This is a genomic window from Stenotrophomonas sp. a6, assembly GCF_030913325.1.
Taxonomy (GTDB): Bacteria; Pseudomonadota; Gammaproteobacteria; order Xanthomonadales; family Xanthomonadaceae; genus Stenotrophomonas; species Stenotrophomonas maltophilia.
Map to the genome: position 1 here is coordinate 686,968 of NZ_CP133161.1, position 26,057 is coordinate 713,024.

Here is a 26,057-nt window from a genome sequence, read left to right on the forward strand (position 1 = left end):
TGGGCTGCCACAGTGCCGTCCGCGACGGGTACGCCCGCGTTCCCAATCAGCTTAGACAGAGAATCTGAATGTCCATCACACCCTCACGTCATCTGTTGGCCATCTCGTTGGCCAGCATTCTATCGGCTGCCGCACCTGCGATGGCCCAACAGGTCATCGCCGATGGCGGTGTTCCTGGCGAAGACCTCAAGCAGCCGCCTGAAGGAGACTACACCACGGGTGGTCCAGGCGAGTTCGTTTTCCATGCACGCAATGGCGGTGCCATCGTTCCTCTCGCAAGGACCCATCTTTCAACCTCCGGAGAGGACGCCGCTGCCGTGCGTGTTGAGGGTGATGGCAGTTTTGTCACCCTGCTGTCGGGTAGCAGCATCCTGACCACTGGCACGACGTCAGCAGGCGTTTCAGTCGACGCCGCAGGGTTCTCTGCATTTGGTACACGTATCGAAACGCGTGGGGCGGCATCTACCGGTGTCGAAGCCCACGGCCTCTCTGATGTTGATCTGGTTGACAGCGCAGTACACACCACCGGTGCGGCGTCTCACGGTCTGGTGGGTGAAGGGCAAGCCTATCTGTTCCTCCGCAACAGTCATGTTCGCGCGGATGGCAACGGTGCCTGGGCCGCAATCTTGAGTGACAACAGCAGATTGCAGATCCATGGCGGATCGCTGGTCAGCCAACAGCATGGTGGGGTGTGGGTACGTGGTGCTGGTATTCCCGGCCTGACCCTGGCCGACGGCGCAGTGCTGTACGGTGGAAACGGGGTCGCCCTGCAGCTGGACGCCGCCGTGGCCGGGCGCTTCGATGTGGCACTGGAGAACAATGCGCTGATGGTGGGCGACATTGTGATCAACCCTGACGACCTGGCGGGCGGCTTGGTGCCGCAGTCGGATGTGTATGTGCAGCTTGGCAGCGGAGCAGTGTGGAACGGTACCTCGGATCGGGTTCGAGCGCTTTCGATGGAGGCAGGCAGTCGCTGGATGCTGACGGGCGATGCGCATGTCGGCACGTTGTCGGTCACGGGCGGCGAACTGGCGCTCTCCGACCCGATGCTGGGCGGCTTCAATACGCTGACGGTGGAGGGTGATCTGCACAGCGAGGCTTCGTCGTTCATCTTCCGCGGCGCGCTTGGAGGCGATGACTCTGCAATGGATCGCCTGCATGTGCGCGGCGACAGCAGCGGAGATGCCATGGTGGTTGTACAGAACATCGGCGGCCTCGGCGCGCAGACGCTGGAAGGCATCACGTTGATCCAGGTGGATGGTGCGTCGGCGGCCAACTACGCGCTGGCCGGTCGCGCGGTGGCAGGTTCGTATGACTACTTCCTGCACAAGGGCGGCATCGCTGGTGGCGAGGGCAACTGGTACCTGCGCTCGCAGTTGCCGACCGCGCCAGACCCGTGCGAGGTCGACCCATCGCTGCCGGGATGCGTGCCGGTGGATCCGACTGATCCTGTCGATCCGGTGGATCCGATCAGTCCGATCCTGCCTCCGCCGGTACTGCGCCCGGAAGCCGGTGCCTATCTGGCAAACCAATCGGCAGCTATCAACATGTTTTCCCATCGTATGAACGACCGCATCGGGGCCGTCTCGCTGGATGAAGGCCGTGCCGCGTGGGCGCGCGTGGGCCGGCAGCAGGCGGACTTCAGCGCGGTCGGCGGTCAGCTGTCGATCGACGGCAACAGCTCGGTGCTGCAGATCGGCAGTGACCTGGTTCGCCGAGGCAATGCAGCGTTCGGCGTGATGTTGGGCACGGGGCGTGCTGACAGCAGTGCAGTGTCCGATCTGACCGGCTACAGCGCCAAGGGGCGGGTGCGTGGCAGCGCGGTGGGTGTGTACGGCACCTGGTTGCAGGCGGCTGACGGCACGCAGGGTGCGTACATCGATGCGAACCTGCAGTACGGCCGTTTCGATAACCGGGTGCAGGGCGTCGGCCTGGAGCCGGAGCACTACGATTCGCGCATGGCCAGTGTGTCGCTGGAGACCGGCTACACCTTCAACGTGTGGCAGGGCAGCGCCAGCGCACTGTATGTGCAGCCGCAGCTGCAGCTGAGCCATGTTGATTTCCGCGCTGATCGCCACGTGGAGAGCAACGGCACGGTGATCGACCATGCCGACGCCGGTGGCCTGAGCGGGCGCCTGGGCGTGCGTGTGTTTGGCCATGGCACTGCGGCCGACAATGCCCTGCAGCCGTACCTGGGCGTGAACTGGCTGCGTGGCAGCGGCACCAGCACGTTGCAGTTCAACGGTGACATGCTGGGCGCGGACGTGCCGCGCAACCGCTACGAGGTGCAGGCCGGTGCCGAGCTGAAGCTGGGCCAGCGCTGGGGGGCGTGGGGTGGCGTGAGCGTGCAGCGCGGCGACCACGGTTACCGCAACGTGGGCGGCCAGCTGGGCCTGCGCAGGGCCTGGTAAGCGGGCGTGCAGCGGGGTCGGATCCCATTGTCTGGGCAATGGGCTCTGACCCCGCTGCTGCTGTAGAGCCGAGCCCATGCTCGGCTCAACGCGATGTGGAAGAAGGGCAGCCGAGCAGGGCTCGGCCCTGTAGTGGCCCACAGGCTGCATCGAACCTAAACACACACCCGCCCTGTCGCGATCGTCCATTGAATGACTGCGCAAACGGTGGCGATGCTGCCGGATCGCTCGCTGCCGGTCACCCGCATGTCCCCTCCCGAACGTTCCCACAATGCGGCCATTGACGGCCTGCGCGCATTGGCGGTGCTGGCCGTCGTCCTCTTCCACACCAATGCGACGTGGCTGCCCGGCGGCTTCACCGGGGTGGACCTGTTCTTCGTGGTGTCCGGCTTCGTGATCAGCCAGTCGCTGGCCTCGCGCACGCCTGCGTCGCTGGGTGCGATGCTGCTCGACTTCTACCGGCGTCGCGTGCTGCGCCTGTTGCCGGCGCTGCTGGCGATGCTGATGGCGACCTTCGTGCTGTCGGCACTGTTCATTCCCCGCGCGTGGCGCAACGAGCAGTTCGACCAGACCGGCTGGGCCGCGCTGGTCGGCTTGAGCAACGTCGTACTGGCCGGCCAGCAGGACGACTATTTCTCGCCCGGTGCTGAACTCAATCCGTTCCTGCATACATGGACGCTAGGCGTGGAGGAGCAGTTCTACCTGGTTTTCCCGCTGTTGTTCTTCGTGTGGCTGCGCGGGCGTGAGCGCTGGCCGTGGTCGCGTTGGTTGTTGCCGGTGCTCAGCGTGCTGTCGCTGGCGTGGGCGGGCTGGCAGGCGCAAACGGCACCGGCGGCAGCGTTCTATCTGCTGCCGGCGCGGTTCTGGGAGCTGGCCGCGGGCGCGCTGCTGTACCAGTGGATGCGTACGCGTACACCGGGCCGGAACGGTGACGCGGTTGCAGCGGCCGGGCTGGCGCTGCTGGCCGCAGGCGTGGTGATTGCCCCGCAGCTGGCGATGCCAGTACCGGGTGTGCTGGCCACCGTGGCCGGTACCCTGCTGCTGTTGGCGAGCGTTTCGACAGCGGGGACATCGCGCATCGCCCGTGCGCTGGGCTGCGCACCGCTGGCCTACCTGGGCCGGTTGTCCTATTCGCTGTACCTGTGGCATTGGCCGCTGCTGGTGCTGCTGCGCTGGACGTATGGCCTGCATGGCGTCGCGCTGTGGCTGTATCCGGTGCTGCTGCTGGCGGTGTCGGCCGCGTCCTACCACGTCATCGAGCGCCCGCTGCGCAGTGCGGCGCCGCTGCTGCGGCTGGCACCGGCCAAGGTGCTGGCGATGGCGTTTCCGCTGGTGGCGCTGTGTGGTGCGGGCGCATGGGCCATGGTGGAGTACCACGAGCAGGTCTCGCTGAGCGTGACCCGCGACGGCTATGCATGGCAGGCGCGTCGCTACCCCACGTGGCGCCCATTGGAGCCGGTGAGTGCGCCGGCGCTTGAAGGGCGGCGACTGTTCGTGTCCGGCGATTCGCACGCGGCGGCGTATCGCACCATGACCAGCATGGTCGCGCGCCAGACCGGCATGGAGGTGCGCCAGCAGGATCGCGGCGGCTGCAGCTTCGTCAACCTGCTGCGGGCCAGCCCGTCCGACTGCCAGGGCTTCATTGAGGACGCGTTGTCGACCATCGAGCGTGAGGCGCGCCCGGGTGACATTGTGCTGCTGGCGGCCTTGCGCATGCCGGAACTGCGCGGATTCGACTGGCAGCAGCAGGACGCACAGCCGATCTATCAACAGCTGCTGGCCGAGCGCACGCCGTCGCATGCACAGGCGGCACGCGACGAAGCCGATCGCGTGCTGGGGCGTTTGCAGCAGCTGGGCGTACACGTGGTGATCGACGCACCGCTGCCATTGTTCAAGGCCGGTGCGTACCGCTGTTCGGACTGGTTCAACCGCCGCAATCCGGCGTGTGCCGGCGGTCTGAGCATGCCGCGTGCGGATCTGGAAATGCTGCGCGTGCCGCAGATGGCACTGCTGGATGACCTGGCGGCACGTTACCCGTCACTGACCGTGTGGGATCCGCTGCCGCTGCTGTGCGGGCCGCAGACCTGTTCGGCGGTGGAAGAGGGCGAACCGCTGTTCTTCGACAACGATCACCTGAGTGGCCATGGCAACCGCGTGCTGCTGCCCAGTTTCCGGCAGACCCTGATCGATATTGCAGACGACACGCCGGTGTAGATACCGTGTTGCCCTTGCCTAGGCAAGGGCAACACGGCATCTACAGGAGTGCGAAGGAGTGCGCGCGGTCTATGCCGGCGGCAGTACCTTGCCCGCGTCGAGAATCCCACCCGGGTCCAGCGCGGCCTTGATCGCGCGCATCGTCGTCAGCGTGGCAGGGCTGAACGCCTGCACCATGAAATCGCGCTTGGCCAGGCCACTTCGTTCTTCGCCGGATAGCGCGCCATCTGACGCCAGCGTCAGGTGCCGAAGCGGGCAAGGCTGGCTGCCAGGCGTGGTGCCGTATCTCGCGTGCAAGGGCTTCCGGCGACAACGCGAATGCCTCGCCGGTATCCCAGGCAGGAGCGCATGCAGGCGTGACTAAGGCTTACAGATTTCGGACCATCACCAGCACGCGATAATTCTTGTTATCGGTCTCCTGCAACGGTGTCCAGCCCAGCCTGGCGTACAGGCCGCCGTCCAGCGCTTCGGTCTGCAGGTAGAGATGGGAGACGCCCATGCGCACGGCCTGCGCCGCCGCCTGCTCGACCAGCTTGCCCGCCAGCCCTTGGCCCCGATGCGTATCGGCAACGAAAACACTGCCCAGCCAGTGCTCGTACTGTGGGAATGACGCCAGTTCCCGGCGCTTCAGCTGGACGGCGCCGACCAGGTGGTCGCCGTCGAACGCTGCAATCAAGTGCGGAAATCCTTCAGCGTCCTGCTCCCGGTTCAGCCACTGGATTTCCTGTTCCAGCGACATTCCGGTGTTTCCACCCCACTGTGCGTTGTACCACCGCGCCAGCTGCATCCGTTCCGGCGCATCTGCCGGCAGTTGCCTGAATTCCATGATGAATCCTCGATTCTGGTTTCACCAAGGGAATCACGATTACCATGCGATGTGACTACAACACGTTGCAGATGAAATCGGGGCTGATGTGAGGTTGGCACCTGGGTGCCGACAGCCAGATGTGGACGGTCGCCCGGTGGTTGCCCCCGGCAGGACCGTTGCCCCGCCTCTGTCACGCCGGTGGCAGCACTTTGCCCGGGTTGAGGATGCCGTCCGGGTCCAGCGCGGCCTTGATCGCGCGCATCGTCGCCAGCGTGGCCGGGCTGAACGCCTGCGCCATGAAATCGCGCTTGGCCAACCCAATGCCATGCTCGCCGGACAGCGTGCCGCCCAGTGACAGCGTCAGTTCGAAGATCTTCGGCAGTGCGGCATGCGCGCGTGCGTTTTCGTCGGCGTCGTCCGGGTGGTAAAGAATGTTGACGTGCAGGTTGCCGTTGCCAGCATGACCGAAGGTGACGATGGTCAGGGTGTAGTCACGCGCCAATGCCTGCACGCCAGCCACAAGCTCTGGAATGCGCGACACCGGCACCACCACGTCTTCATTGATCTTGCCCGGCGCAACGCTGCGCAGCGCAGGCGACAACGCCTTGCGTGCGGCCCACAGCTGGTCGCGCGCGCGTCCTTCCATCGCCACATCCAGTTCGATCATGCCGTCGCCTTCAGCGGCGCTGGCCAGGGCCTGCAGCAGATAGGGCAGGGTGTCGTGGTCACCATCGGCCTCGACCAGCAGCATCGCACCGGCCTCCGGTACCTCGGCACCATTGAGGCGCAGCAGCTCCAGGCTGCGCGCGTCCATGAATTCCAGGCGGGTGGGTACCACCGGCTGCGACATCAACCGCGATACGGCGGCCGCGGCGGCATCGGCGTCGCGGTACAGCACGCGCAGGCCGGCCTGGCTGACCGGCAACGGGGTCAGTTTCAGCGTGGCTTCCACGATCAATGCCAGCGTGCCTTCGCTGCCCACCAGCAGATGGGTCAGATCGTAGCCAGTGGCGTCCTTGGTGTAGGCGCCGCCGCAGCGGATCACATCGCCGGTGCCGGTCACTGCCACCAGGCCCAGCACGTTGTCGCGGCTGGTGCCGTACTTCACCGCGCGCGGGCCGCCCGCATTGCAGGCCAGGTTGCCACCGACGCTGCAGATCTCGGCGCTGGAAGGATCCGGCGCCCAGAACAGGCCATGCGGGGCCAGTGCCTGCTGCAGGGCGCCATTGAGCACGCCCGGTTGCACCACCGCGCAGCGATCGCCGGCGCGGATCTCGACGATGCGGTCCATGCGGGTGAACGACAGCACGATGCTGCCGGGCAGCGGCACGGCCGCGCCGGTGGTGCCGGTGCCGGCGCCACGTGCGACCAGCGCTACGTGATGGGCCCGGCATGCGCGCACCAGTGCCTGCACCTGTTCGATGCTGGCAGGCTGCGCGACGGCGGCGGGGCGTTGATGACGCCACGAGTTGTCCTGCGCGTTGGCCTCCAGCGCGCTGTCATCCATGCGCCAGCCCTCCGCGCCCAGCAGGGCGGACAGTTCGGCAACCAGGGCAGCAGGCAGGGCAGGACTCATGACGGATCTCGTGGAGCAGCAGGAGCGGGTTGGATCAGTTTCCAGGCAACAACGGCGCCAGCCAGTGGCAGCCACACCCAGCGCAGTTCCGACAGCAGGGTGGCCAGGCCGCGCGCGCTGAAGAACTGTGGGGCGAACGGTGAAACGCGGATCGGTCGCCACGGTGCGAAGAAGCGTTGTTCGCTCCAGGGCCAGGCGAGGGCCACGCCGAGGCCGCCGGAGGTCATCGCATCCAGCAGCGGGTGGCTGGCAGCGCAGATGAATACGAACACTGCCGCCTGCACGGTAGATGCCAAGCTTGGTTGGCACACACCCGCCGACCAAGGTCGGCGACTACCGGAGGCGTGCTGCGCCGACCAAGGTCGGCAATTACCAAAGAACGCCAGCACCGCGGCAAATGCCGCCAGCACGCCGGCAAACAGCAGCGAATGGCTGGCGCCGCGATGGCCGAACGCATCGGCGTAGGGAATGTGCAGCGCGAAGGCCAGTACATCGGCATCGGGCAGCATCGCTGCAATCACGCCGGCCGCCAGCAGGCGCGGCGGGATGCGGCCGCGATCAGCGGCGCACCACAGCGCCAGCGGCACAGCAGCATGGGTGATGATCGAAGGCATCAGTCACACACCGTGGTCGTGCCGGCCTGGCTGCGCTCTGGCAGGTGCCAACCTTGGTTGGCACAGAAGCACCGACCAAGGTCGGCCTCTACCAGAGCGGACGGTACCCATCAGCAATCATCCAGCCGGAACGCATCACGCAGCCACCGCAGCTGCGGCGGCTCGCCGGTGGCGTCGACCACATCAAAACGGCAGGGTGCATTGGCCAGCGCCGGGTTGTCCTGCAGGTACAGCTGCGCGGCGTGCGCCAGGCGTCGGCACTTGCGCACATCCACCGAAGCGGCACCGCCACCGAAATCCGATCGCGCGCGATAGCGCACTTCCACGAACACCACGGTGCCGGCGTCGTCCATCACCAGGTCCAGCTCACCGCCACGATAACGCACGTTGCGCGCACGCGGCTGCAGTCCGGCCCGTTGCAGATGCTGCTCGGCGGCGGCTTCCACCGCCGAGCCCCGTTGGCTGCGCTCAGCGACCACCGACGATCGGCATCGGCCGGCCGCCATTGAAGGTGGACCAGGCCGGCTGGCGCAGGATGTTGCCGTTGCTGTCCAGGAACAGGGTGCCGGTGGCACCGTCCAGGCCACCTTCGTTGGACAGCTTGTCCAGGTAGGCGGTGATCTTCCAGGCATCGGCGCCGAAGGCGAACAGGCGGCCGGCCGCACCGCGTGCGCTGGGCAGGGTGCTGGCGACCTGGCTGGCCGACGGCAGGCCCGACACGCTGCGCACGTTCCAGGCTTCGTTCGGGTAGACGATGCCGTCCAGCGCCACGTCTTCTTCCATCTTGCCGCTGCCGACGGTCAGCTGCGAGGTGCCGACGCGGGTGGCGCCACCGGCACCGGCCAGCGCCAGCTGCGGCGCCAGCAGGCGAGCCTGCGGGGCGCGCACGGCGAGGAACACGGCATCGACCTGGCCGGCATTGCGCACCTGCGCACCGACATCGCCAACCGCATCGCTGACGCCGACCGTGGCCACCACCTGGCCGCCGCGCTGGGCGAAGCGCTGGGCGAAGGCGGCGGCGGCACGGCGACCGGTATCGTCGGCGCTGTTGATCACCAGCGCCTTGCCGCGCTCGCGGCCACGCAGGTATTCGGCGGCGACGATGCCGTCGTCTTCCGGCGCCAGCGAGAAACCGGCGCTGCCGGCCGGCGGCGCGTCCTTGCCACGGTTCAGTGCCAGCACCGGCACCTGCAGCTGCTGGCGGCCGTACACCGCGTCCACTTCGTCGCGGCCCAGCGGACCGACCACGAAGTCGGCACCGGAGGCGACGGCCTTGTCATATGCGGCCAGCGCACCGGCCGGGGTACCGGCGGTGTCGATGAAGTTGATGTCCGGGCGGCGGCGGGTCTCGCCGTAGTAGGCGGCGAGCAGGCCATCGCGCACCGGCTGCGCGGCGGTGGCCAGGCGGCCGCTGAGCGGCAGCAGCACGGCCAGCTTGGCCGGCGGGCGGTAACCGTCGCTCATCGCCGGCGGGCGCTTGCTGGTATCGAACTGGGCGGCGCCGTCGCGGTCGAACGGGCGCGGCAGCGGCAGGCCGCGTGCGATCAGCGCACGGCCAGCGAAGTTGTACAGCGGGTCGTTGGCCGGCAGGGCGGCGGCACGGCTGCGCAGGGTAGCGTCGTCGAGCGTGCCGAGCAGGCCGGCAATGGCGGCCTGGTTTTCGCTGCGGGCGCTGCCGGTCAGGCTGGCGTGCGCGCGGGCGCGCTCGGTGGCGGCACCGAAGGCATCGCCGGTGCCCTGCAGCGCGTTGGCGCGGGCTACGTGCCAGCGCGTGCGCAGCGCGGGGAAGACGTTGTCGCCCTGTTCCTTCAGCAGGGCCAGGGCCTGCGCCGGCTGCTTGTCGGCCAGTGCCAGCTCGGCGCCGGTCAGCTGGTAGCGCTGCAGGCTGGCGCCGGACAGCTGGCGGGCGGTGAGCTGGCCGAGCAGGCTGCGCGCGCGGGCACTGTCGCCGGCCAGGTGCCAGGCCCAGGCGGCATCGGCCAGGGCGTTGCTGCGGGCGCCACCTTTCAGGGTTGCAGCCAGCGCTTCCAGCTGCAGGGCGGCGTCGCGCGGCTTGCCTTGTTCGATCAGCGCCAGCGCCTGGCTCTGGGCCGGCGATTCGGGCGCGCTGGTCAGGCTGGTGGTGGCACAGCCGGCCAGCAGCATCAGCGACAACGACAGGGCGGAGATCCGTGCGGCGGGCTTGTTCATGATCGGGTCCATGCGATGAGGGCAGCGGCCTTGGCCGGGTACACGCTACGATTCTACCCTTGCCCCGTGAGTACCGCTGAAATGAGTGTCCCAACCCTGTACGTCGTCGCCACCCCGATCGGCAACCTGGCCGATCTGAGCCCGCGCGCGCAGGAGGTGCTGCGCTCGGTGGCGGCCATCTGTGCCGAGGACACCCGCCGCAGCGGCCAGCTGCTGTCCCATTTCGGCATCCAGCAGCCGCTGGTGGCCCTGCACGAACACAATGAAGAGGCCCTGTCGCAACGCCTGGTCTCGCGCCTGCAGGCGGGCGAATCGCTGGCGCTGGTCAGCGATGCGGGCACCCCGCTGGTCAGCGACCCCGGCTTCCGCCTGGTGCGTGCTGCCCGTGCGGCCGGCATCAAGGTCAGCCCGATTCCCGGTGCCTGCGCCGCCATTGCCGCGCTGAGCGTGGCGGGCCTGCCCAGCGACCGCTTCAGTTTCGAGGGCTTCCTGCCGGCCAAGGCCAGTGGCCGTCGCGACCGCCTGCAGGCGCTGGCCGGCGAAGTGCGCACGATGGTGTTCTACGAATCCTCGCACCGCATCGCCGAATCGCTGGCCGACATGGCGGCGATCTTCGGCGGCGAGCGCCCGGCAGTGCTGGCACGCGAGCTGACCAAGCTGTTCGAGACCGTGCTCGATGGTGATCTGGCGGGACTGCTGGCCAAGGTGGAAGCCGACGAGAACCAGCGCAAGGGCGAGTTCGTGGTGATGGTGCAGGGTGCTGGTGACGACGAGGAAGCGCAGCTGGCGCATGGTCGCCGCGTCTACGCGAAGCTGAGCGAGCACCTGCCGCCGTCGACCGCCGCCAAGCTCGCCGCCGAGTTGACCGGTGCACCGCGCAAGGCGTTGTACGGGAGTTGATGGATCGTGCGGACCAAGGTCCGCACCCACCAGATCGGAATCTGCACCCACCAGGGCAGCGACATCGGTAGATCCACGCCATGCGTGGATGGATGAACCGGACGCCGCGATCGGCACGGCAGGAAGGACGTGCGTGCGCTAGAATATGCGCTGGCGGAGCCGGCCAGACAGTCGCGTCATCCCTTCGGGGGTGCCGAGGAAAGTCCGGGCTCCATAGGGCAAGGTGCCAGGTAACGCCTGGGCGGCGCAAGCCGACGGAAAGTGCAACAGAAAGATACCGCCTACGTCTTCTTCGGAAGGCCGGTAAGGGTGAAATGGTGCGGTAAGAGCGCACCGCGAGTCTGGCAACAGACCGGCACGGCAAACCCCACCTGGAGCAAGACCAAATAGGGATCCTTTGGCGCGGCCCGCGTTGGATCCGGGTAGGTTGCTTGAGCGTTGCGGTGACGTAACGCCTAGAGGAATGACTGTCCACGACAGAACCCGGCTTATCGGCCGGCTCCGCCTCTTTCTTCCATCCACGCATGGCGTGGATCTACTGATGCCATGCGTGGGGGATCTACCGGCGCCCATGCGTGGCGTCGGTGCGCCAGCATTACGGGGCCGGCTCCCTTTCCGCAGGAAAGGGAGCCGGCCCCTTTTTGATCAGCGGTACTGCCCAGCGGAAATGAACTGCTCGAACCGTTCGCACCACACCACTACGGTGGTGTAGTCGTCCACGTTGATGCTTTCGGGCACGTCCACCAGGAAGCGGTTGAAGGTCTTTACCTCGCCGATGCGCTGGGCCTGCGCCTTGGTCTTCAGGAAATCGGCCTTGTTGTCGACGAAGTCGCGGACCAGGTAGACCTTGTAATCCGGTCCCGGGCCCATCTTGCCGTCGAAGGCGACCTGGCGCGGGCTGACGCTGACCTTGCCTTCGGCCCAGTGCACCGCGTCGCTGCCCTTGAGGTGGCGACGGAAGGTGGTGTGGTAGCGGGCTTCGGCCATGGCGGCCTGCACCTGTGCGACCGGCGGGTCGTCGGGGGCGATCAGGATCGGCAGCAGGTAGATGCCCAGGCCGAAGCCCAGGCCGAGGGCGAGCAGGTGGGTGGCGGCAAGTACAAGAACACGGCGCATCGATGACTCCCTGTGGATCGGTGGGGCGCGCGGCAGGACCGCGCCGGGTCATCGTGTGGCGTGTGTGCAGACATTTATAGACACAGAAAACAGGTACAGGGTCAGAAATCGACCTGGCTCTGGCCAAGTGCGACGCCCTGTGGGCCGAAGCGGCGCTCGTGGATCTCGCCGTGGCCATCGGCATCGATCAGCAGCACGGTGCTGGCGCGGGTGCCGTAATCGTCGCCGCGGATGAAGGCCGGGCTCAGCCAGCGCTCGCGTTCCAGGCCGATGCCGGTGTCGGGCAGGTCGCTGTCGGCCGGGCGGTGTTCGTCGGCGAGGGCGTTCCAGAGCGGGGTCAGATCCCTTTCCCCTTGGGAAGGGGATCTGACCCCGTCTTCCTGCAGCCACGCGGAAAGCGCAGCCATCAGCCGTCGGGTCTTCGGCCAGGGCGCGTCCAGCGCGCCGTTGGACATGCCATGCACACCCGGGCCCAGGCTCTGACGCTCGGCGGGGTGGTTGCCCAGGTACTCCAGGCTGTCGCCATCGGCCAGCAGCAGGTTGAAGGGCGCATACGCGCCCGCCACGGTGGCCAGCCGGTCGATATGCACGGCGGCGGGGTCGCGGCCGCGCAGGAAGTCGGCCACCAGTGCTCCCCGGGACGGGCCGGTCTGTGCGGCCAGCGGATCACGGACATTGGTGACCACGGCCATGCGGCCGCCGGCGCCGACGGCGGCCCAGCCACCGCCGGAGCGCAGGTCGCGCCCTCCGATGACGGAGGTCTCATCCTGCCAGGGGGCCAGCGCCGCGGTCGGGCGGGCGTGGAACTCATCACGGTTGCCGGTCATCACCAGCCGCCAGCGCGGGTGGTGCATCCAGCCAAGAGCGAGCAGGCACATGGCCTCATTGTGCATCGTTTGCGCAGTCCGGCGGCGTTTCCGGCCGGTTCCGGATGAATGCGCGGGCGATGTTTCACGCCTTGTCCACAGCCCTGAACTTCCGTTCAATCTCAAAAATTGAGACGGATCAGCAACTTGTGGATAAGCCTTGAACAATTCTCTAAAGGTTGTTGCAAGCCATTGATGCGGCTGGCGATTTCCCCGCTGAAAAGTTGTTGACAACCCTTCGGCCGCTGCTAAGGTGGGCATCAGAGGGAAATCCGGGTGTTTTGTGGGTTTTCGTGGTTCAATGTTTCACCGGGCGAAGGATAGGTGCACGCGTCGTGTTCCAGGGCGAGACGGCCATCACAGTTGACGATAAAGGGCGCATGGCGGTTCCCACCGCTTACCGCGACCTCGTCGCGCGCGCCAGCAACAACCGTCTCGTGCTGACCTACAACCCGTTCGAAGCCGGCTGCCTGTGGCTGTATGCAGAGTCGGAATGGGAGCGGGTCCGCGACGACGTCATGTCCAAGCCCAACACCCAGCGCGTCGTGCGCCTGTTGCAGCAGAAGCTGGTCGGCTCGGCCGCCCATCTGGAACTGGACGGCAACGGTCGCATCAGCATCCCCGCCAGCCACCGCGGTGCGGTGGGCATTGAGAAGAAGGCGGTATTGCTCGGTATGGGCGACAAGTTCGAATTGTGGAGCGAGCAGGCGCATCGGGCCCTGATCCAGCAGACGTTGTCTGACGAGGATCTGGGTGATGGGTTGCTCGACCTGAAGTTGTGAGCCGGGGTGCCCGGATGCGCCCAGAAGCGCAGACCGGTCACCTTCCGGTGTCGCAGTCGCCGGCGGTGCACCTGCCGGTCCTGTACACCCAGGTCCTTGAAGGCCTGAGGGTGATCGAAAACGGACGTTATCTGGATGGCACGTTCGGTCGTGGCGGTCATGCACGTGGCGTGCTCACCCAGCTCGGTCCCGAGGGGCGCCTGCTGGTCATGGACAAGGATCCGGAAGCCATCGCCGTTGCCGAGCGCGATTTCGCGCCGGACCCGCGCGTGTCCATCTTCCGTGGCAGCTTCGCCCAGCTGCTGCAGTGGGATGCGACGGCCGAAGGCCTGGACGGCGTGCTGTTCGACCTGGGCGTGTCGTCGCCGCAGCTGGACGTGGCCGAACGTGGCTTCAGCTTCGGCAAGGACGGCCCGCTGGACATGCGCATGGACCCGGACAGCGGTGAAAGCGCCGCGCAGTGGATCAACCGCGTGGAAGAGCGCGAAATTGCCGACGTGCTGTGGACCCATGGCGAAGAACGCCAGAGCCGCCGCATCGCCCGTGCCATCGTGGCCCGCCGCGAGAAGCAGCCCTTCTCCCGCACCGCCGAACTGGCCGAGCTGATCGCCTCGGTGATGCCGCGTGGGAAAGACAAGATCCACCCGGCCACGCGCAGCTTCCAGGCCATCCGCATCCACATCAACCGCGAGCTGGCCGATCTGGAAGCGGGGCTGGATGCGGCGGTGGAGCGGCTCAAGCCCGGTGGCCGGCTGGCGGTGATCAGCTTCCATTCGCTGGAAGACCGCATCGTCAAGCAGTACATGAACCGCCTGGCCAAGGCGCCGCCGGCCAACCGCCGCCTGCCTGAGGCGGTGGCGTTCGTGCCGACGCTGGACCTGATCGGCGGTGCCATCAAGGCGACCGACGAGGAACTGGCCGCCAACCCGCGTGCGCGCAGCGCCGTGCTGCGCGTGGCGCAGAAGCGGGAGGCCGACGCATGAGCCGGCTGCTGCTGATCATCCTGTTGGCCTCGACCGTGGCCTCGGCGATCGGCGTCGTGTTCGTGCGTCACCGTCACCGGCAGACGTTCATCGAGCTGTCGCGCGCCGAACGCAAGCGCGATGACATCAACCTCGAATTCGGCCGCCTGCAGCTGGAGCAGGCGACCCTGGCCGAGGCCAACCGCGTGGACCGCATTGCCCGCGAGAAGCTCGGCATGAAGTTCCCCGAGGCCGCCGACATCGTGGTGGTGCGGCCATGAGCAAGGCCGGCCGCAACCGCCCGCGCAATGCCTTCAACCTGCGCCAGCGCCTGCGCTGGGTCGCGCTCGCGCTCGGCCTGTGCTCGGTGTCGCTGGTCGGCCGCGCGGCCTACGTGCAGATCATCAACAGCGACTTCTACCAGCGCCAGGGCGAGGCCCGTTACCTGCGCGAGCTGCCGATCAAGACCTCGCGCGGCATGATCACCGACCGCAACGGCGAGCCGCTGGCGGTATCCACGCCGGTCGCCTCGATCTGGGTCAATCCGCAGGACCTGCTGCGTTCGCCCGAGCGCATCCCGGAGCTGGCCCAGGCGGTCGGCATGTCGGTGGATGAGCTGAGCAGCCGCCTGTCGCAGAAGTCGGACAAGGAATTCATGTACCTGCGCCGCCGGATCAATCCGGACGAGGCAGAGAAGGTGGTCGCGCTGAAGATTCCGGGCGTGGCCGCGCAGCGCGAGTTCCGCCGCTTCTACCCGCAGGGTGAAGCGATGGCGCACGTGCTGGGCTTCACCAACATCGACGACCGCGGCCAGGAAGGCCTGGAGCTGGCGTTCGACGAATGGTTGCGCGGCAAGGCTGGTGCGAAGCGGGTGATCCGCAACCGCAAGGGCGAGACCGTCGAGAGCGATCTGCTGCGCGCCGCTGAGCCGGGCAAGGACCTGACCCTCAGCATCGACCGCCGCATCCAGTACCTGGCGTTCAAGGAACTGCGCAACGCGCTGGTGGCCAACAAGGCAGCGGGCGGTTCGATGGTGATCATGGACGTGACCACCGGCGAGATCCTGGCCATGGTCAACCTGCCGACCTACAACCCGAATTCGCTGACCGGCGCGCTGCCCGATGCGCGCCGCAACCGTGCGGTGACCGATCTGGTCGAGCCGGGTTCGACGATGAAGCCGTTGACCATCGCTACCGCGCTGCAGGCCGGTGCGGTGACCAAGGACACCATCATCGATACCAATCCGGGTTACATGACCCTGGGCCGCTTCACCATCCGTGACGTGCCGCGCAACAACGGCGTGCTGAACGTGACTGGCGTGATCACCCGCAGTTCGAACGTGGGTGCGGCCAAGGTCGCGGCGAAGATGCCGGACCAGGTGTTCTACGACGGCGTGCGCCGATTCGGCTATGGCTCGGTACCGCACAGCGGTTTCCCCGGTGAATCCGGCGGCGTGGTGCTGCGCCCGGCGCGCTGGTCGGGTACCACCAAGACCACGATGTCCTACGGCTACGGCCTGAACGTGACGCCGCTGCAGATCGCTACCGCCTATTCGGCACTGGCCAACGGCGGTCGTCTGATCGCGCCGACCTTCGTCAAGGGCCAGCGCAATGAAGGCCAGCAGATCATCGACGAAAACGTCGCCAGGCAGGTGGTGGCGATGATGGAAACCGTGGTCACCCAGGGCGGCGCCAAGCAGGCGGCGGTGCTGGGCTACCGCGTGGCCGGCAAGACCGGTACTGCGCGCAAGGCCGGCCCGGGTGGTTACGAGCGTGGCCATTACAACGCGCTGTTCGCCGGCGTGGTGCCCGCCACCAACCCGCGCTTCGCCACCGTCATCGTCATCAACGATCCGCAGGCCGGCAAGTTCTACGGCGGCCTGGTGTCGGCGCCGGTCTATCACAACGTGATGGAAGGCACCCTGCGCCTGATGGACGTGCCATTGGACGACCTGCAGTCGTGGTTGGCCGCACAGCAGTCCGGCAAGGTCGGCCACTCGGCCTCGATCCTGCCTGCGCCGCCGGCCGAGACTGCGCTGCCGGTGGATGCCGCCGCTGAATTCGATGCTGCGCTGCCGAGCGCGCACGCCCAGACGCCGCCCACTACGGGAGGCACGCAATGAGTCCTTCGATGTTGCTTTCGCAGTTGCTTCCGGACGTTGCCCTTGCAGGGCACGACCCCGTTCTGACCGGCCTGGTGCTGGACAGCCGCGCCGTGCGTCCCGGCAATGCCTTCGTCGCCATCGCCGGTTTCGGCGCGCATGGCCTGGGCTTTGTCGAGCAGGCCCGCGCCGCCGGTGCCAGCGTCATCCTGTTTGAACCGCCGGCGCCCGCCGAACTGCCGGCACCGGCCGATGCGATCGCCGTGCCGGGCCTGCGCGCACGCATGGGTGCGATGGCCGACCAGTTCCATGGCGCGCCGTCGCGGGCGATGGCGATGGTCGGTGTCACCGGCACCAACGGCAAGACCTCCACCGTGCAGCTGCTGGCCCAGGCCTGGCACCTGCTCGGTACGCCCAGTGGCAGTATCGGCACGCTGGGCGCCGGACTTTATGGTGCGGTCGAGCCGACCGGCTTCACCACGCCGCTGGTGCTGCAGATGCATGCGCTGCTGGCGCAGCTGCGCGACGCCGGTGCGCGCGCGGTGGCGATGGAAGTCAGCTCGCATGCGCTGGACCAGGGGCGCGTGGATGCCGTGCACTACGACGTGGCGGTGTTCACCAATCTCACCCGCGACCATCTGGACTACCACGGCGACATGGCCAGCTACGGCGCGGCCAAGGCGCGGCTGTTCCACCGTCCGGGCCTGAAGGCCGCGGTGATCAATCTGGACGACGCGTTCGGCCGTCAGCTGTTCGCCGGCCTGCCGGCGGGCGTACAGCCGATCGGCCTGAGCTCGCGCGGTGCCACCGACGCCAGCGTGCGCGCCGAGGCGCTGCAGCTGGATGGCCGTGGCATTGCCTTCGAACTGGTCATCGACGGTCAGCGCGCGGCGGTGCTGTCGCCGCTGCTGGGCCGCTTCAACGTGGACAACCTGCTGGCGGTGGCCGGCACCCTGCACGCGCAGGGCCAGCCGCTGCCGCGCATCGCCGAAGTACTGTCGGCGCTGCAGCCGATCCGTGGCCGCATGAACCGCCTGGGCGGCGAAGGCGGCCTGCCGACCGTGGTGGTCGACTACGCACACACCCCGGACGCGCTGGAACAGGCGCTGGACAGCCTGCATGGCCACCTGCAGGGCACGCTGTTCTGCGTGTTCGGCTGCGGCGGCGAGCGTGATACCGGCAAACGCCCGCAGATGGCGGCCATTGCCGAGCGTCTGGCCAACCAGGTCATCGTCACCGACGACAACCCGCGTGGCGAGGATGGCGACGTGATCGTGGCCGACATCCTGGCCGGCTTCACCGATGCCTCCGCCGTGACCGTGCAGCGCAGCCGCGCGCGTGCGATCGGCCTGGCGGTGAAGCGTGCCGGTGCCGGTGACATCATCCTGATCGCCGGCAAGGGCCACGAGCCGTACCAGGAAGTGAATGGTGTGCGCCATGACTTCGACGACACCGAAGTGGCCGCCGCTGCACTGGCGGCCAAGGCCGGTGTACTAGAGGCGCAGGCCGGGGAGGGCACCGCATGAAGCGCACCCTGCTTTCGCTGATCGCACACTGGGCCGGCGGCGAGATCCACGGCGACGACGTGGCCATCGATGCGGTCAGCAATGACACCCGCAGCCTCGGCCCGGGCAGCCTGTATGTGGCGCTGCGCGGCGAGCGTTTCGACGGCCATGACTTTGCCGCCGACGCGCAGGCGCGCGGTGCCAGTGCGCTGCTGGTCGAGCGCCTGCTGCCGATCGAACTGCCACAGGTGCTGGTGGCCGACAGCGAACTGGCACTGGCGAAGATCGCCACCGGCATGCAGCGTGACCGTGGCACCGAGGTGTTCGCGATCACCGGCAGCAATGGCAAGACCAGCGTGAAGAGCCTGCTGCTGTCGATCCTGCAGCAGGTGGCCCAGCACGCGCACAAGGTGGTCTACGCCAACCCGGGCAACCGCAACAACGAGATCGGCCTGCCGCTGGCAGTGATCGATGCACCGGAAGATGCCGACTACGCCGTCTACGAGATGGGCGCCGGCAAGCCGGGCGACATCGCCTACCTGACCGACATCGCCCGCCCGCGCTATGCGCTGGTCAACAACATCGCCCCGGCGCACCTGGAACGCATGGGCAGCCTGCTCGGCGTGGCGGTGACCAAGGGCGCGATCTATGCCGCGCTGCCGGCCGATGGCGTGGCGGTGATCAATGTGGACGATGCCTACGGCCGCTGGTTCGAACAGCATTTCGTCGGCACCCCGCCGCGTTGCCGCGTGCTGCGCTACGGCCTGGAACATACCGCCGAGGTGACCGCGCGCGACATCCGCGCCGGCGCGCAGGGCAGCCAGTTCACCCTGGTCGCACCGAGCGGCGAAGCCCGCGTGGTGCTCGGCCTGCCCGGTCGCCACAACGTCAGCAATGCGCTGGCCGCCGCCAGCCTGGCGCTGGCCGCCGGTGTCGACCTGGCGCTGATCGCGACCGGCCTGGCCGAAGCGCAGCCGGTGCCGGGCCGCCAGATTGCCCATCAGCTGCGCAATGGCGCGGTGCTGGTGGACGACAGCTACAACGCCAACCCCGGTTCGCTGGCTGCGGCCATCGACGCCCTGGCCGCCGCGCCGGAAGAGGGCTGGCTGGTGCTGGGCGACATGCGCGAGCTGGGTCCGGACGGCGAGGCGCTGCATGCGCAGGCCGGCATCCGTGCACGCGCCGCCGGCCTGAAGCGGTTGTATGCACTGGGTCCGCTCAGTGCCGCCGCTGCGGCCGCCTTCGGTGAAGGCGGACGCCATTTCGATACCCATGGTGCGCTGTCACAGGCGCTGCAGGACGAGTTGCACGCTGGTGTGCGCTGCCTGGTCAAGGGTTCCCGTGGCAGTGCCATGGACCTGATCGTCAAAGCGCTGCTGGCGCAAGGAGAGGAATCCCCGCATGTTGTATGAACTGGCTCGATGGTTGCAGCAGTTGGAGAGCCTGTTCGGGCTGTTCAACTACCAGACGTTCCGCGCCATCCTTGCCGCGCTGACGGCCCTGTTCCTGTCGCTGTGGCTTGGCCCGGCGATGATCCGCAAGCTTGCCCAGTTCAAGGGCGGCCAGCCGATCCGCAAGGACGGTCCGCAGACCCATTTCTCCAAGGCCGGCACGCCGACCATGGGCGGTTCGCTGATCCTGCTCACCATCACCCTGTCGGTGCTGATGTGGGCCGACCTGCGCAACCGCTACGTGTGGCTGGTGCTGGCGGTGATGCTGTGCTTCGGCGCCATCGGCTGGTATGACGACTGGATCAAGATCGTCCGCCGCGACCCGAACGGCCTGAAGTCGCGCTGGAAATACCTGCTGCAGTCGATCTTCGGCCTGGCTGCTGGCCTGTTCCTGTTCTACACGGCCGACGTGCCGGCGGCGCTGACCTTCTACATCCCGATGTTCAAATCGGTGGCGTTGCCGCTGGCCGGCATCGGCTTCGTGGCCATCGCCTACTTCTGGATCGTCGGCTTCTCCAACGCGGTGAACCTGACCGACGGCCTGGACGGCCTGGCCATCATGCCCACCGTGCTGGTGGCCTGCGCGCTGGGCGTGTTCGCGTATGCCTCGGGCAACGTGGTATTCGCCAACTACCTGCAGATTCCGCAGATTCCGGGCGCCGGCGAGCTGGTCATCATCTGTGCGGCCATCGCCGGTGCGGGCCTCGGCTTCCTGTGGTTCAACACCTATCCGGCCATGGTCTTCATGGGCGACATCGGCGCGCTGGCGCTCGGCGCGGTGCTGGGCACGATCGCGGTGATCACCCGCCAGGAACTGGTGCTGGTGATCATGGGCGGCGTATTCGTCATCGAAACACTGTCGGTGATGATCCAGGTGGCCTCGTTCAAGCTGACCGGCAAGCGCGTGTTCCGCATGGCGCCGATCCACCACCATTTCGAACTGAAGGGCTGGCCCGAGCCGCGCGTGATCGTGCGCTTCTGGATCATCTCCGTCGTGCTCGTGCTGATCGGCCTGGCCACGTTGAAGGTGCGCTGAGATGAACGACCTGTCCCGCCAGGCAACACGCCTTGAAGCCATCGAAGGCAGCTACGACAAGTGGCTGCTGGGCGCGATCATCGCGCTCACCGGCGTGGGCGTGGTGATGGTGGCGTCCAGCTCGATCGCCTTGATGAGCAGTCCGTTCTACTACCTCAACCGCCACCTGATCTTCCTGGCGGTGGGTATCGTGCTGGCGGTCATCGCCGCCCGCACTGAACTGAAGTCCATCGAGCAGTACAACCAGATGCTGCTGCTGGGCTGCTTCGTGCTGCTGCTGGCGGTGTTCGCACCGGGCCTGGGCAGCACGGTCAACGGTGCGCGCCGCTGGATCAACCTGGGCATCTCCAAGTTCCAGACGGTCGAAGCGGTGAAAGTGCTCTACATCGTCTGGCTGTCCAGCTACCTGGTGCGTTTCCGCGACGAGGTCAATGCGACCTGGCCGGCGATGCTCAAGCCGCTGGGCGTGGCCGGGGCGCTGGTGGTGCTGCTGCTGCTGCAGCCGGACTTCGGCTCGTCCACCCTGCTGCTGGCGATCACCGCCGGCATGCTGGTGCTGGGCGGGGTGAACATGCCGCGCATGTCGATGCCGGTGATCATCGGCCTGGTCGGCATGAGCGCACTGGCGATCATCGAGCCGTACCGCATGCGCCGCATCACGTCCTTCCTGGACCCATGGGCCGACCAGCAGGGCGACGGCTACCAGCTGTCCAACGCGCTGATGGCGGTGGGCCGTGGCGAGTGGACCGGCGTCGGCCTGGGCAACTCGGTGCAGAAGCTGTACTACCTGCCCGAAGCGCATACCGACTTCATCTTCTCGGTCACCGCCGAGGAATTCGGCTTCCTGGGCACCTGCGTGATCGTGGCCCTGTACGCGCTGCTGGTCGGCCGGACCTTCTGGCTGGGCATGCGCTGCGTGGAGATGAAGCGGCACTTCTCCGGCTACATCGCCTTCGGCATCGGCCTGTGGATCAGCATGCAGACCTTCGTTTCGATCGGCGTGAACCTGGGCATCCTGCCGACCAAGGGCCTGACCCTGCCGCTGATCTCTTCCGGCGGCTCGTCGGTGCTGATGACCTGCGTGGCGATGGGCCTGCTGCTGCGCGTGTCCTATGAACTCAAGCGCGCCGAGCGCCGCCAGGCCGTGCGCATCGGCGGCACCGAAGACGCCGCTGCCGAGCCGAGCGACGAGCCGGCCGCGCCGGTGGCCGCCAGCGTACCGATGAGCGCCGAGCCGGTGGCTGCCGCTGCAGCGAACGCTGCGCGTGGCACCAGCCGCCTGCAGTCGCGCATCGAACCGACCTTCGGGAGGCTGTCATGAGCACAGCCACCGACAACGTGCGCCCGGTGATGATCCTGGCCGGTGGTACCGGCGGTCACATCTTCCCCGGCCTGGCCGTGGCCCGCGTGCTGCGCGCGCGCGGCGTGCCGGTCACCTGGATGGGCGCCGACGGTGCGATGGAAACCCGTCTGGTGCCGCAGCACGACATTCCGATCGACACGCTGGCCATCACCGGCCTGCGCGGCAAGGGCAAGCTGGCCCTGCTGGGCGCGCCGTGGCGGCTGATGCGCGCGTTGCGCGCGGCCGGCATGATCATCCGAAAGCGCCAGCCGCGTGCGGTGGTGGCCTTCGGTGGATTCGCCTCCGGTCCCGGCGGCATGGCCACGCGCCTGCATGGCCTGCCGCTGATCGTGCATGAGCAGAACCGCGCACCGGGCCTGACCAATCGCATCCTGTCGCGCTATGCACGCCGTCTGCTGACCGGCTTCCCGGGCACCTTCGCCAAGGGCGAGGAGTTTGTCGGCAACCCGGTGCGTGCGGAGATCGCCGCCATCGCACCGCCGGAACAGCGCTTCGCCGACCGCCAGGGTCCGCTGCGCGTGCTGGTGGTGGGCGGCAGCCAGGGGGCACGCGCGCTCAATACCGGCGTGCCGCAGGCCATCGCTGCGCTGGGCGCTACAGTGCCGGTGCAGGTGCGCCACCAGAGCGGCGAGAAGATGCATGCCGAAGCGGTCGAGGCCTATGCCAAGGCCGGCGTGCAGGCGGAGATCACCCCGTTCATCGCCGACATGGCCGAGGCGTTTGCCTGGGCCGATCTGGTCGTATGCCGCTCCGGCGCGTCCACGCTGGCCGAGCTGTGCGCGGTCGGTGTCGGCAGTGTGCTGGTGCCATTCCCCGCTGCCGTCGACGATCACCAGACCCGCAATGCGGAGTACCTGGTCGAGCGCGGCGCGGCGGTTTTGCTGAAGCAGGACGGAACGCTGGCCGACGGCATTGCCGCACTGCTGCGCGATCTGTCCGAAAATCCCGCCCGCCGCATGCAGATGGCGCAAGCCGCGCGTGCCCTGGCCAAGGTCGATGCCGCCGAGCGCATCGCCGATATCATTCTCGAGGAAGCTGTATGAAGAAGGCATGCCACCGCGCCTGCCCTGCGCGAGGCCGCGCATGATCCGCCGCCTGCACGACACCAACGACCTGGTGCGCGCGTTCCCGCGCGTGCATTTCGTCGGCATCGGCGGCACCGGCATGAGCGGTATCGCCGAAGTGATGCTGACGCTGGGCTATGAAGTGTCCGGCTCGGACAACGCCGACAACGTGGCGACCCGCCGCCTGGCCAGCCTGGGTGCGCGCATCATGCGCGGCCACTCGGCGGCCAACGTGCTGGGCACCGACTGCGTGGTGGTCTCCAGCGCCATCCGCGAAGACAACCCGGAACTGATGGAAGCGCGCAGCCAGCGCATTCCGATCATGCCGCGTGCGGCCATGCTGGCCGAGCTGATGCGCTTCCGTCGCGGCATCGCCGTGGCCGGTACGCATGGCAAGACCACCACCACCAGCCTCACCGCTGCGGTGCTGAGCGAAGGTGGCCTGGACCCGACGTTCGTGATTGGTGGCCAGCTGCTGGCCGCCGGCGCCAACGCCAAGCTGGGTGGTGGCCAGTGGCTGGTGGCCGAGGCCGACGAAAGCGATGGCAGCTTCCTGCGCCTGAACCCGCTGATGTCGATCATCACCAACATCGATGCCGATCATCTGGAGAACTACGGCAACGACTTTGCCCGCGTGCAGGCAGCGTTCGCCGAGTTCCTGCAGCGCCTGCCGTTCTATGGCCTGGCGGTGCTGTGCATCGACGACCCGGAAGTGGCTGCGCTGGCCGCCAGGACCCCGCGCCACGTGATGAGCTACGGCATGAGCCCGCAGGCCGACGTGCGCGCCGAGAACGTGGTGCAGGAAGGGTCGCGCATGCGCTTCACCCTGCGCCTGCCGCAGGGCACCAGCCAGGAAGTGGTACTGGCACTGCCGGGCAGGCACAACGTACTCAACGCACTGGCCGCCGCCGCAGTGGGCTGGCAGCTGGGCGTGGCCCCGGACGCCATCGCGCGTGCACTGGAAGGCTTCGCCGGTGTCGGCCGTCGCTTCAACGATCTGGGCGAAGTGACCACCGCCAGTGGCGCCAAGGTGCGCATCATCGATGACTACGGTCATCACCCGAGCGAGCTGGAAGCCGTGTTCGCCGCCGCCCGTGGTGGCTGGGCCGACAAGCGCCTGGTGGTGGCCTTCCAGCCGCACCGCTACAGCCGAACCCGCGACCAGTTCGACAAGTTCGCCGCAGTGCTGTCCAGCGTCGATGCGCTGGTGCTGAGCGAGGTCTACCCGGCTGGCGAGGAACCGATTGCCGGTGCCGACTCGCATGCGCTGGCCCGCGCCATCCGCGCGCGCGGCCGCAGCGAACCGGTGGTGGTTGGCAAGGCCGCCGAGCTGGCCAGCGTGCTGCCGGACGTGCTGCAGGACGGTGACCTGCTGCTGATGATGGGGGCGGGCGACATCGGCGCCGTGGCTACCCACATCGCGGTGGAAGGCTTCAAGGGGGAGGGCGAGGCGTGAGCGCGCTGACCTTCCCGCCGCTGCGCGTGACCGACCCGGCTGTATTCGGCCGCGTCGCCGTGCTGCTCGGTGGCACTTCCAGCGAACGCGAGGTGTCGCTGGATTCCGGCCGCAACGTACTGGAAGCACTGCAGTCGCGCGGTGTCGATGCGTTCACCGTGGACGGCATTCCGGCGCTGGCCAAGGCGCTGGCTGCCGGCGGCATCGACCGTGTGTTCAACATCCTGCACGGCCACAACGGTGGTGGTGAGGACGGCATCGTGCAAGGCCTGATGGACGCCTTCGGCGTGCCGTACACCGGCTCGAACGTGCTGGGCTCTGCGCTGAGCATGGACAAGATCCGTACCAAGCAGGTGTGGTTGTCGCTGGGCCTGCCGACCCCGCAATACCGCAAGGTCGACGCATCGAACGTGCATGCGCTGGCGGCCGAGCTGGGCCTGCCGGTGGTGGTGAAGCCGGCCAACGAAGGCTCCAGCGTGGGCATCAGCCGGGTCACCGACGACGCCGGCCTGGATGAGGCCGTGGCCCTGGCTGCGCGCTACGACGGCCAGCTGCTGATGGAGCAGATGGTGGTCGGCGACGAACTGACCGTGGCCATTCTCGGCGACGTCGCGCTGCCGTCGATCCGCATCGTGCCCAAGGGCCAGTGGTACGACTACAACGCCAAGTACATCGCCGAGGACACCCAGTACCTGTGCCCGGGCCTGGACGGTGGCGACGAAGAGGAAATCCGCCGCATCGCGCTGGCCGCGTTCCGCGCTGCTGGCTGCCGTGGTTGGGGCCGCGTGGACGTGATGCGCGACCGCAGCAGCGGCCGCTTCTTCCTGCTGGAAGTGAATACCGCGCCGGGCATGACCAGCCATTCGCTGGTGCCCAAGGCCGCAGGCCAGGCCGGCATCAGCTTCGATGAGCTGGTGTGGCGCGTGCTGGAACAGACCCTGGAGGCCTCGCACGCATGAACGCGGTGCTGCGCATCTTCGTCTGGCTGTTGGCGCTGTCGGTGGTTGCACTGCCGGTGGTGGCCGTGGTCAATGGCTGGGTCGGCGCCGAGCGCTGGCCGCTGGCGAAGCTGCGCGTGCATGGCGAGTTCAAGCGGGTACCGGCCGAACAGCTGCAGCAGGTGCTGCTGCCGTATGCGCGCGCCGGGTTCTTCGCGGTCAAGCTGCAGGATGCCCAGGACGCACTGGAAAAGCTGCCGTGGGTGGAAAGCGCACGGGTACGCAAGCAGTGGCCGGATGTGCTGGAAGTAACCCTGGTCGAGCACAAGCCGTTCGCGCGCTGGGGCAACGACCGCCTGGTTTCCGAGCAGGGCAAGCTGTTCCCCACGCCGAAGAAGCTGGCCGACCTTGCGCTGCCCGAACTGGATGGCCCGGACAGCCAGACCGAAGAAGTGATGAAGCTGTACAGCGACTCGCGTGCATTGTTCGCACCGGCCGGCGTCGATGTGCGCCGGGTGACGATGGATGCACGCGGCAGCTGGTCGCTGGTGCTGAGCAACGGCACCGAAGTGGTGGTCGGCCGCGACGACGCGCGCTCGCGCATGCAGCGCTTCGTCAAGGTACTGCCGCAGCTCAACCGTCAGGACGCGCCGATCGAGCGCGCCGACCTCCGCTACACCAATGGTTTCACGCTGAGCTGGGGT

21 protein-coding genes, 1 other RNA gene and 2 pseudogenes are annotated in these 26,057 nt (G+C 67.6%); 16 read left to right on the plus strand and 8 right to left on the minus strand.

The features are described from left to right. Positions 1-68 precede the first annotated feature (68 nt). Positions 69-2,411 (plus strand): autotransporter outer membrane beta-barrel domain-containing protein, encoded by a 2,343-nt coding sequence (locus Q9Q79_RS03105; RefSeq protein WP_286245288.1) that lies wholly within the window; start codon positions 69-71, stop codon positions 2,409-2,411. Positions 2,412-2,603: 192 nt separating this feature from the next. Continuing rightward, on the plus strand, positions 2,604-4,625 hold the full coding sequence (locus Q9Q79_RS03110; RefSeq protein ID WP_111196736.1) for an acyltransferase family protein: 2,022 nt from the start codon (positions 2,604-2,606) through the stop codon (positions 4,623-4,625). 69 nt (positions 4,626-4,694) lie between these two features. On the opposite strand, the pseudogene Q9Q79_RS20510 reads toward Q9Q79_RS03110, so the two are convergent. From Q9Q79_RS20510 to Q9Q79_RS03140, 6 genes and pseudogenes are all read right to left on the minus strand, one after another. Further along, positions 4,695-4,868, minus strand: a pseudogene (locus tag Q9Q79_RS20510) (FAD-linked oxidase C-terminal domain-containing protein); the annotation flags it as partial. Positions 4,869-4,992: 124 nt separating this feature from the next. Continuing rightward, positions 4,993-5,451 carry a GNAT family N-acetyltransferase gene (locus Q9Q79_RS03120; protein ID WP_111196740.1) on the minus strand — a complete coding sequence of 153 codons (459 nt, stop codon included), beginning with the start codon at positions 5,449-5,451 and terminating at the stop codon, positions 4,993-4,995. A gap of 172 nt (positions 5,452-5,623) precedes the next feature. Then, positions 5,624-7,009 (minus strand): FAD-linked oxidase C-terminal domain-containing protein, encoded by a 1,386-nt coding sequence (locus Q9Q79_RS03125; protein WP_201863828.1) that lies wholly within the window; start codon positions 7,007-7,009, stop codon positions 5,624-5,626. Further along, the gene (locus tag Q9Q79_RS03130) at positions 7,006-7,623 is read right to left on the minus strand and encodes a metal-dependent hydrolase (RefSeq protein WP_049397414.1); all 618 of its coding nucleotides are present in this window, start codon (positions 7,621-7,623) and stop codon (positions 7,006-7,008) included. Before Q9Q79_RS03130 ends, Q9Q79_RS03125 begins: the two co-directional genes overlap by 4 nt. Positions 7,624-7,733: 110 nt before the next feature. After that, positions 7,734-8,102 carry a YraN family protein gene (locus Q9Q79_RS03135; protein ID WP_201863829.1) on the minus strand — a complete coding sequence of 123 codons (369 nt, stop codon included), beginning with the start codon at positions 8,100-8,102 and terminating at the stop codon, positions 7,734-7,736. Then, positions 8,092-9,813: a penicillin-binding protein activator gene (locus tag Q9Q79_RS03140; protein WP_201863831.1), complete on the minus strand. Its 1,722-nt coding sequence runs from the start codon at positions 9,811-9,813 to the stop codon at positions 8,092-8,094. Before Q9Q79_RS03140 ends, Q9Q79_RS03135 begins: the two co-directional genes overlap by 11 nt. An 81-nt stretch (positions 9,814-9,894) precedes the next feature. On the opposite strand from Q9Q79_RS03140, the gene rsmI reads away from it, so the two are divergent. Together rsmI and rnpB are read left to right on the plus strand one after the other, a co-directional pair. Continuing rightward, on the plus strand, positions 9,895-10,713 hold the full coding sequence (gene rsmI / locus Q9Q79_RS03145; RefSeq protein ID WP_005408070.1) for a 16S rRNA (cytidine(1402)-2'-O)-methyltransferase: 819 nt from the start codon (positions 9,895-9,897) through the stop codon (positions 10,711-10,713). A gap of 155 nt (positions 10,714-10,868) precedes the next feature. Beyond that, positions 10,869-11,220: RNase P RNA component class A (gene rnpB / locus Q9Q79_RS03150), an RNA gene on the plus strand. A 138-nt stretch (positions 11,221-11,358) separates the two neighbouring features. On the opposite strand, the gene Q9Q79_RS03155 is transcribed toward rnpB, so the two are convergent. Then, entirely contained in the window at positions 11,359-11,829 is a 471-nt protein-coding gene (locus tag Q9Q79_RS03155; RefSeq protein ID WP_049397418.1) for a DM13 domain-containing protein, read from the minus strand. Between the two features lie 101 nt (positions 11,830-11,930). Continuing rightward, positions 11,931-12,707, minus strand: coding sequence for an NRDE family protein (locus Q9Q79_RS03160; protein WP_201863833.1), 777 nt, complete (start codon positions 12,705-12,707; stop codon positions 11,931-11,933). A gap of 368 nt (positions 12,708-13,075) precedes the next feature. On the opposite strand from Q9Q79_RS03160, the gene Q9Q79_RS03165 reads away from it, so the two are divergent. The 12 genes and pseudogenes from Q9Q79_RS03165 to Q9Q79_RS03220 form a co-directional block, all read left to right on the plus strand. Further along, positions 13,076-13,477 (plus strand): division/cell wall cluster transcriptional repressor MraZ, encoded by a 402-nt coding sequence (locus Q9Q79_RS03165; protein WP_008266948.1) that lies wholly within the window; start codon positions 13,076-13,078, stop codon positions 13,475-13,477. A gap of 14 nt (positions 13,478-13,491) precedes the next feature. Then, complete coding sequence (rsmH, locus tag Q9Q79_RS03170) at positions 13,492-14,460, plus strand: 16S rRNA (cytosine(1402)-N(4))-methyltransferase RsmH (RefSeq protein ID WP_201863835.1); 969 nt, start codon at positions 13,492-13,494, stop codon at positions 14,458-14,460. After that, complete coding sequence (gene ftsL / locus Q9Q79_RS03175; protein WP_005412242.1) at positions 14,457-14,720, plus strand: cell division protein FtsL; 264 nt, start codon at positions 14,457-14,459, stop codon at positions 14,718-14,720. Before rsmH ends, ftsL begins: the two co-directional genes overlap by 4 nt. Next, a complete protein-coding gene (locus Q9Q79_RS03180) occupies positions 14,717-16,561 on the plus strand; it encodes a penicillin-binding transpeptidase domain-containing protein (protein WP_005412243.1) in 1,845 nt (614 codons plus the stop codon). Before ftsL ends, Q9Q79_RS03180 begins: the two co-directional genes overlap by 4 nt. Further along, on the plus strand, positions 16,558-18,066 hold the full coding sequence (locus Q9Q79_RS03185) for a UDP-N-acetylmuramoyl-L-alanyl-D-glutamate--2,6-diaminopimelate ligase (RefSeq protein WP_111150662.1): 1,509 nt from the start codon (positions 16,558-16,560) through the stop codon (positions 18,064-18,066). The genes Q9Q79_RS03180 and Q9Q79_RS03185 overlap by 4 nt, the downstream gene beginning before the upstream one ends. After that, the gene (murF, locus tag Q9Q79_RS03190) at positions 18,063-19,457 is read left to right on the plus strand and encodes a UDP-N-acetylmuramoyl-tripeptide--D-alanyl-D-alanine ligase (protein ID WP_005408077.1); all 1,395 of its coding nucleotides are present in this window, start codon (positions 18,063-18,065) and stop codon (positions 19,455-19,457) included. Before Q9Q79_RS03185 ends, murF begins: the two co-directional genes overlap by 4 nt. Next, entirely contained in the window at positions 19,447-20,532 is a 1,086-nt protein-coding gene (mraY, locus tag Q9Q79_RS03195; protein ID WP_004154219.1) for a phospho-N-acetylmuramoyl-pentapeptide-transferase, read from the plus strand. The genes murF and mraY overlap by 11 nt, the downstream gene beginning before the upstream one ends. 1 nt (position 20,533) lies before the next feature. Next, a complete protein-coding gene (gene ftsW, locus Q9Q79_RS03200) occupies positions 20,534-21,853 on the plus strand; it encodes a putative lipid II flippase FtsW (RefSeq protein WP_005408078.1) in 1,320 nt (439 codons plus the stop codon). Beyond that, positions 21,850-22,938: an undecaprenyldiphospho-muramoylpentapeptide beta-N-acetylglucosaminyltransferase gene (gene murG, locus Q9Q79_RS03205; RefSeq protein WP_005412247.1), complete on the plus strand. Its 1,089-nt coding sequence runs from the start codon at positions 21,850-21,852 to the stop codon at positions 22,936-22,938. Before ftsW ends, murG begins: the two co-directional genes overlap by 4 nt. A 40-nt stretch (positions 22,939-22,978) precedes the next feature. After that, entirely contained in the window at positions 22,979-24,415 is a 1,437-nt protein-coding gene (gene murC / locus Q9Q79_RS03210) for a UDP-N-acetylmuramate--L-alanine ligase (protein WP_005408080.1), read from the plus strand. Then, complete coding sequence (locus tag Q9Q79_RS03215; protein ID WP_111196748.1) at positions 24,412-25,374, plus strand: D-alanine--D-alanine ligase; 963 nt, start codon at positions 24,412-24,414, stop codon at positions 25,372-25,374. Before murC ends, Q9Q79_RS03215 begins: the two co-directional genes overlap by 4 nt. Beyond that, positions 25,371-26,048: pseudogene (locus tag Q9Q79_RS03220) on the plus strand (cell division protein FtsQ/DivIB); the annotation flags it as partial. The gene Q9Q79_RS03215 and the pseudogene Q9Q79_RS03220, both read left to right, overlap by 4 nt. Between the last annotated feature and the right edge of the window lie 9 nt (positions 26,049-26,057).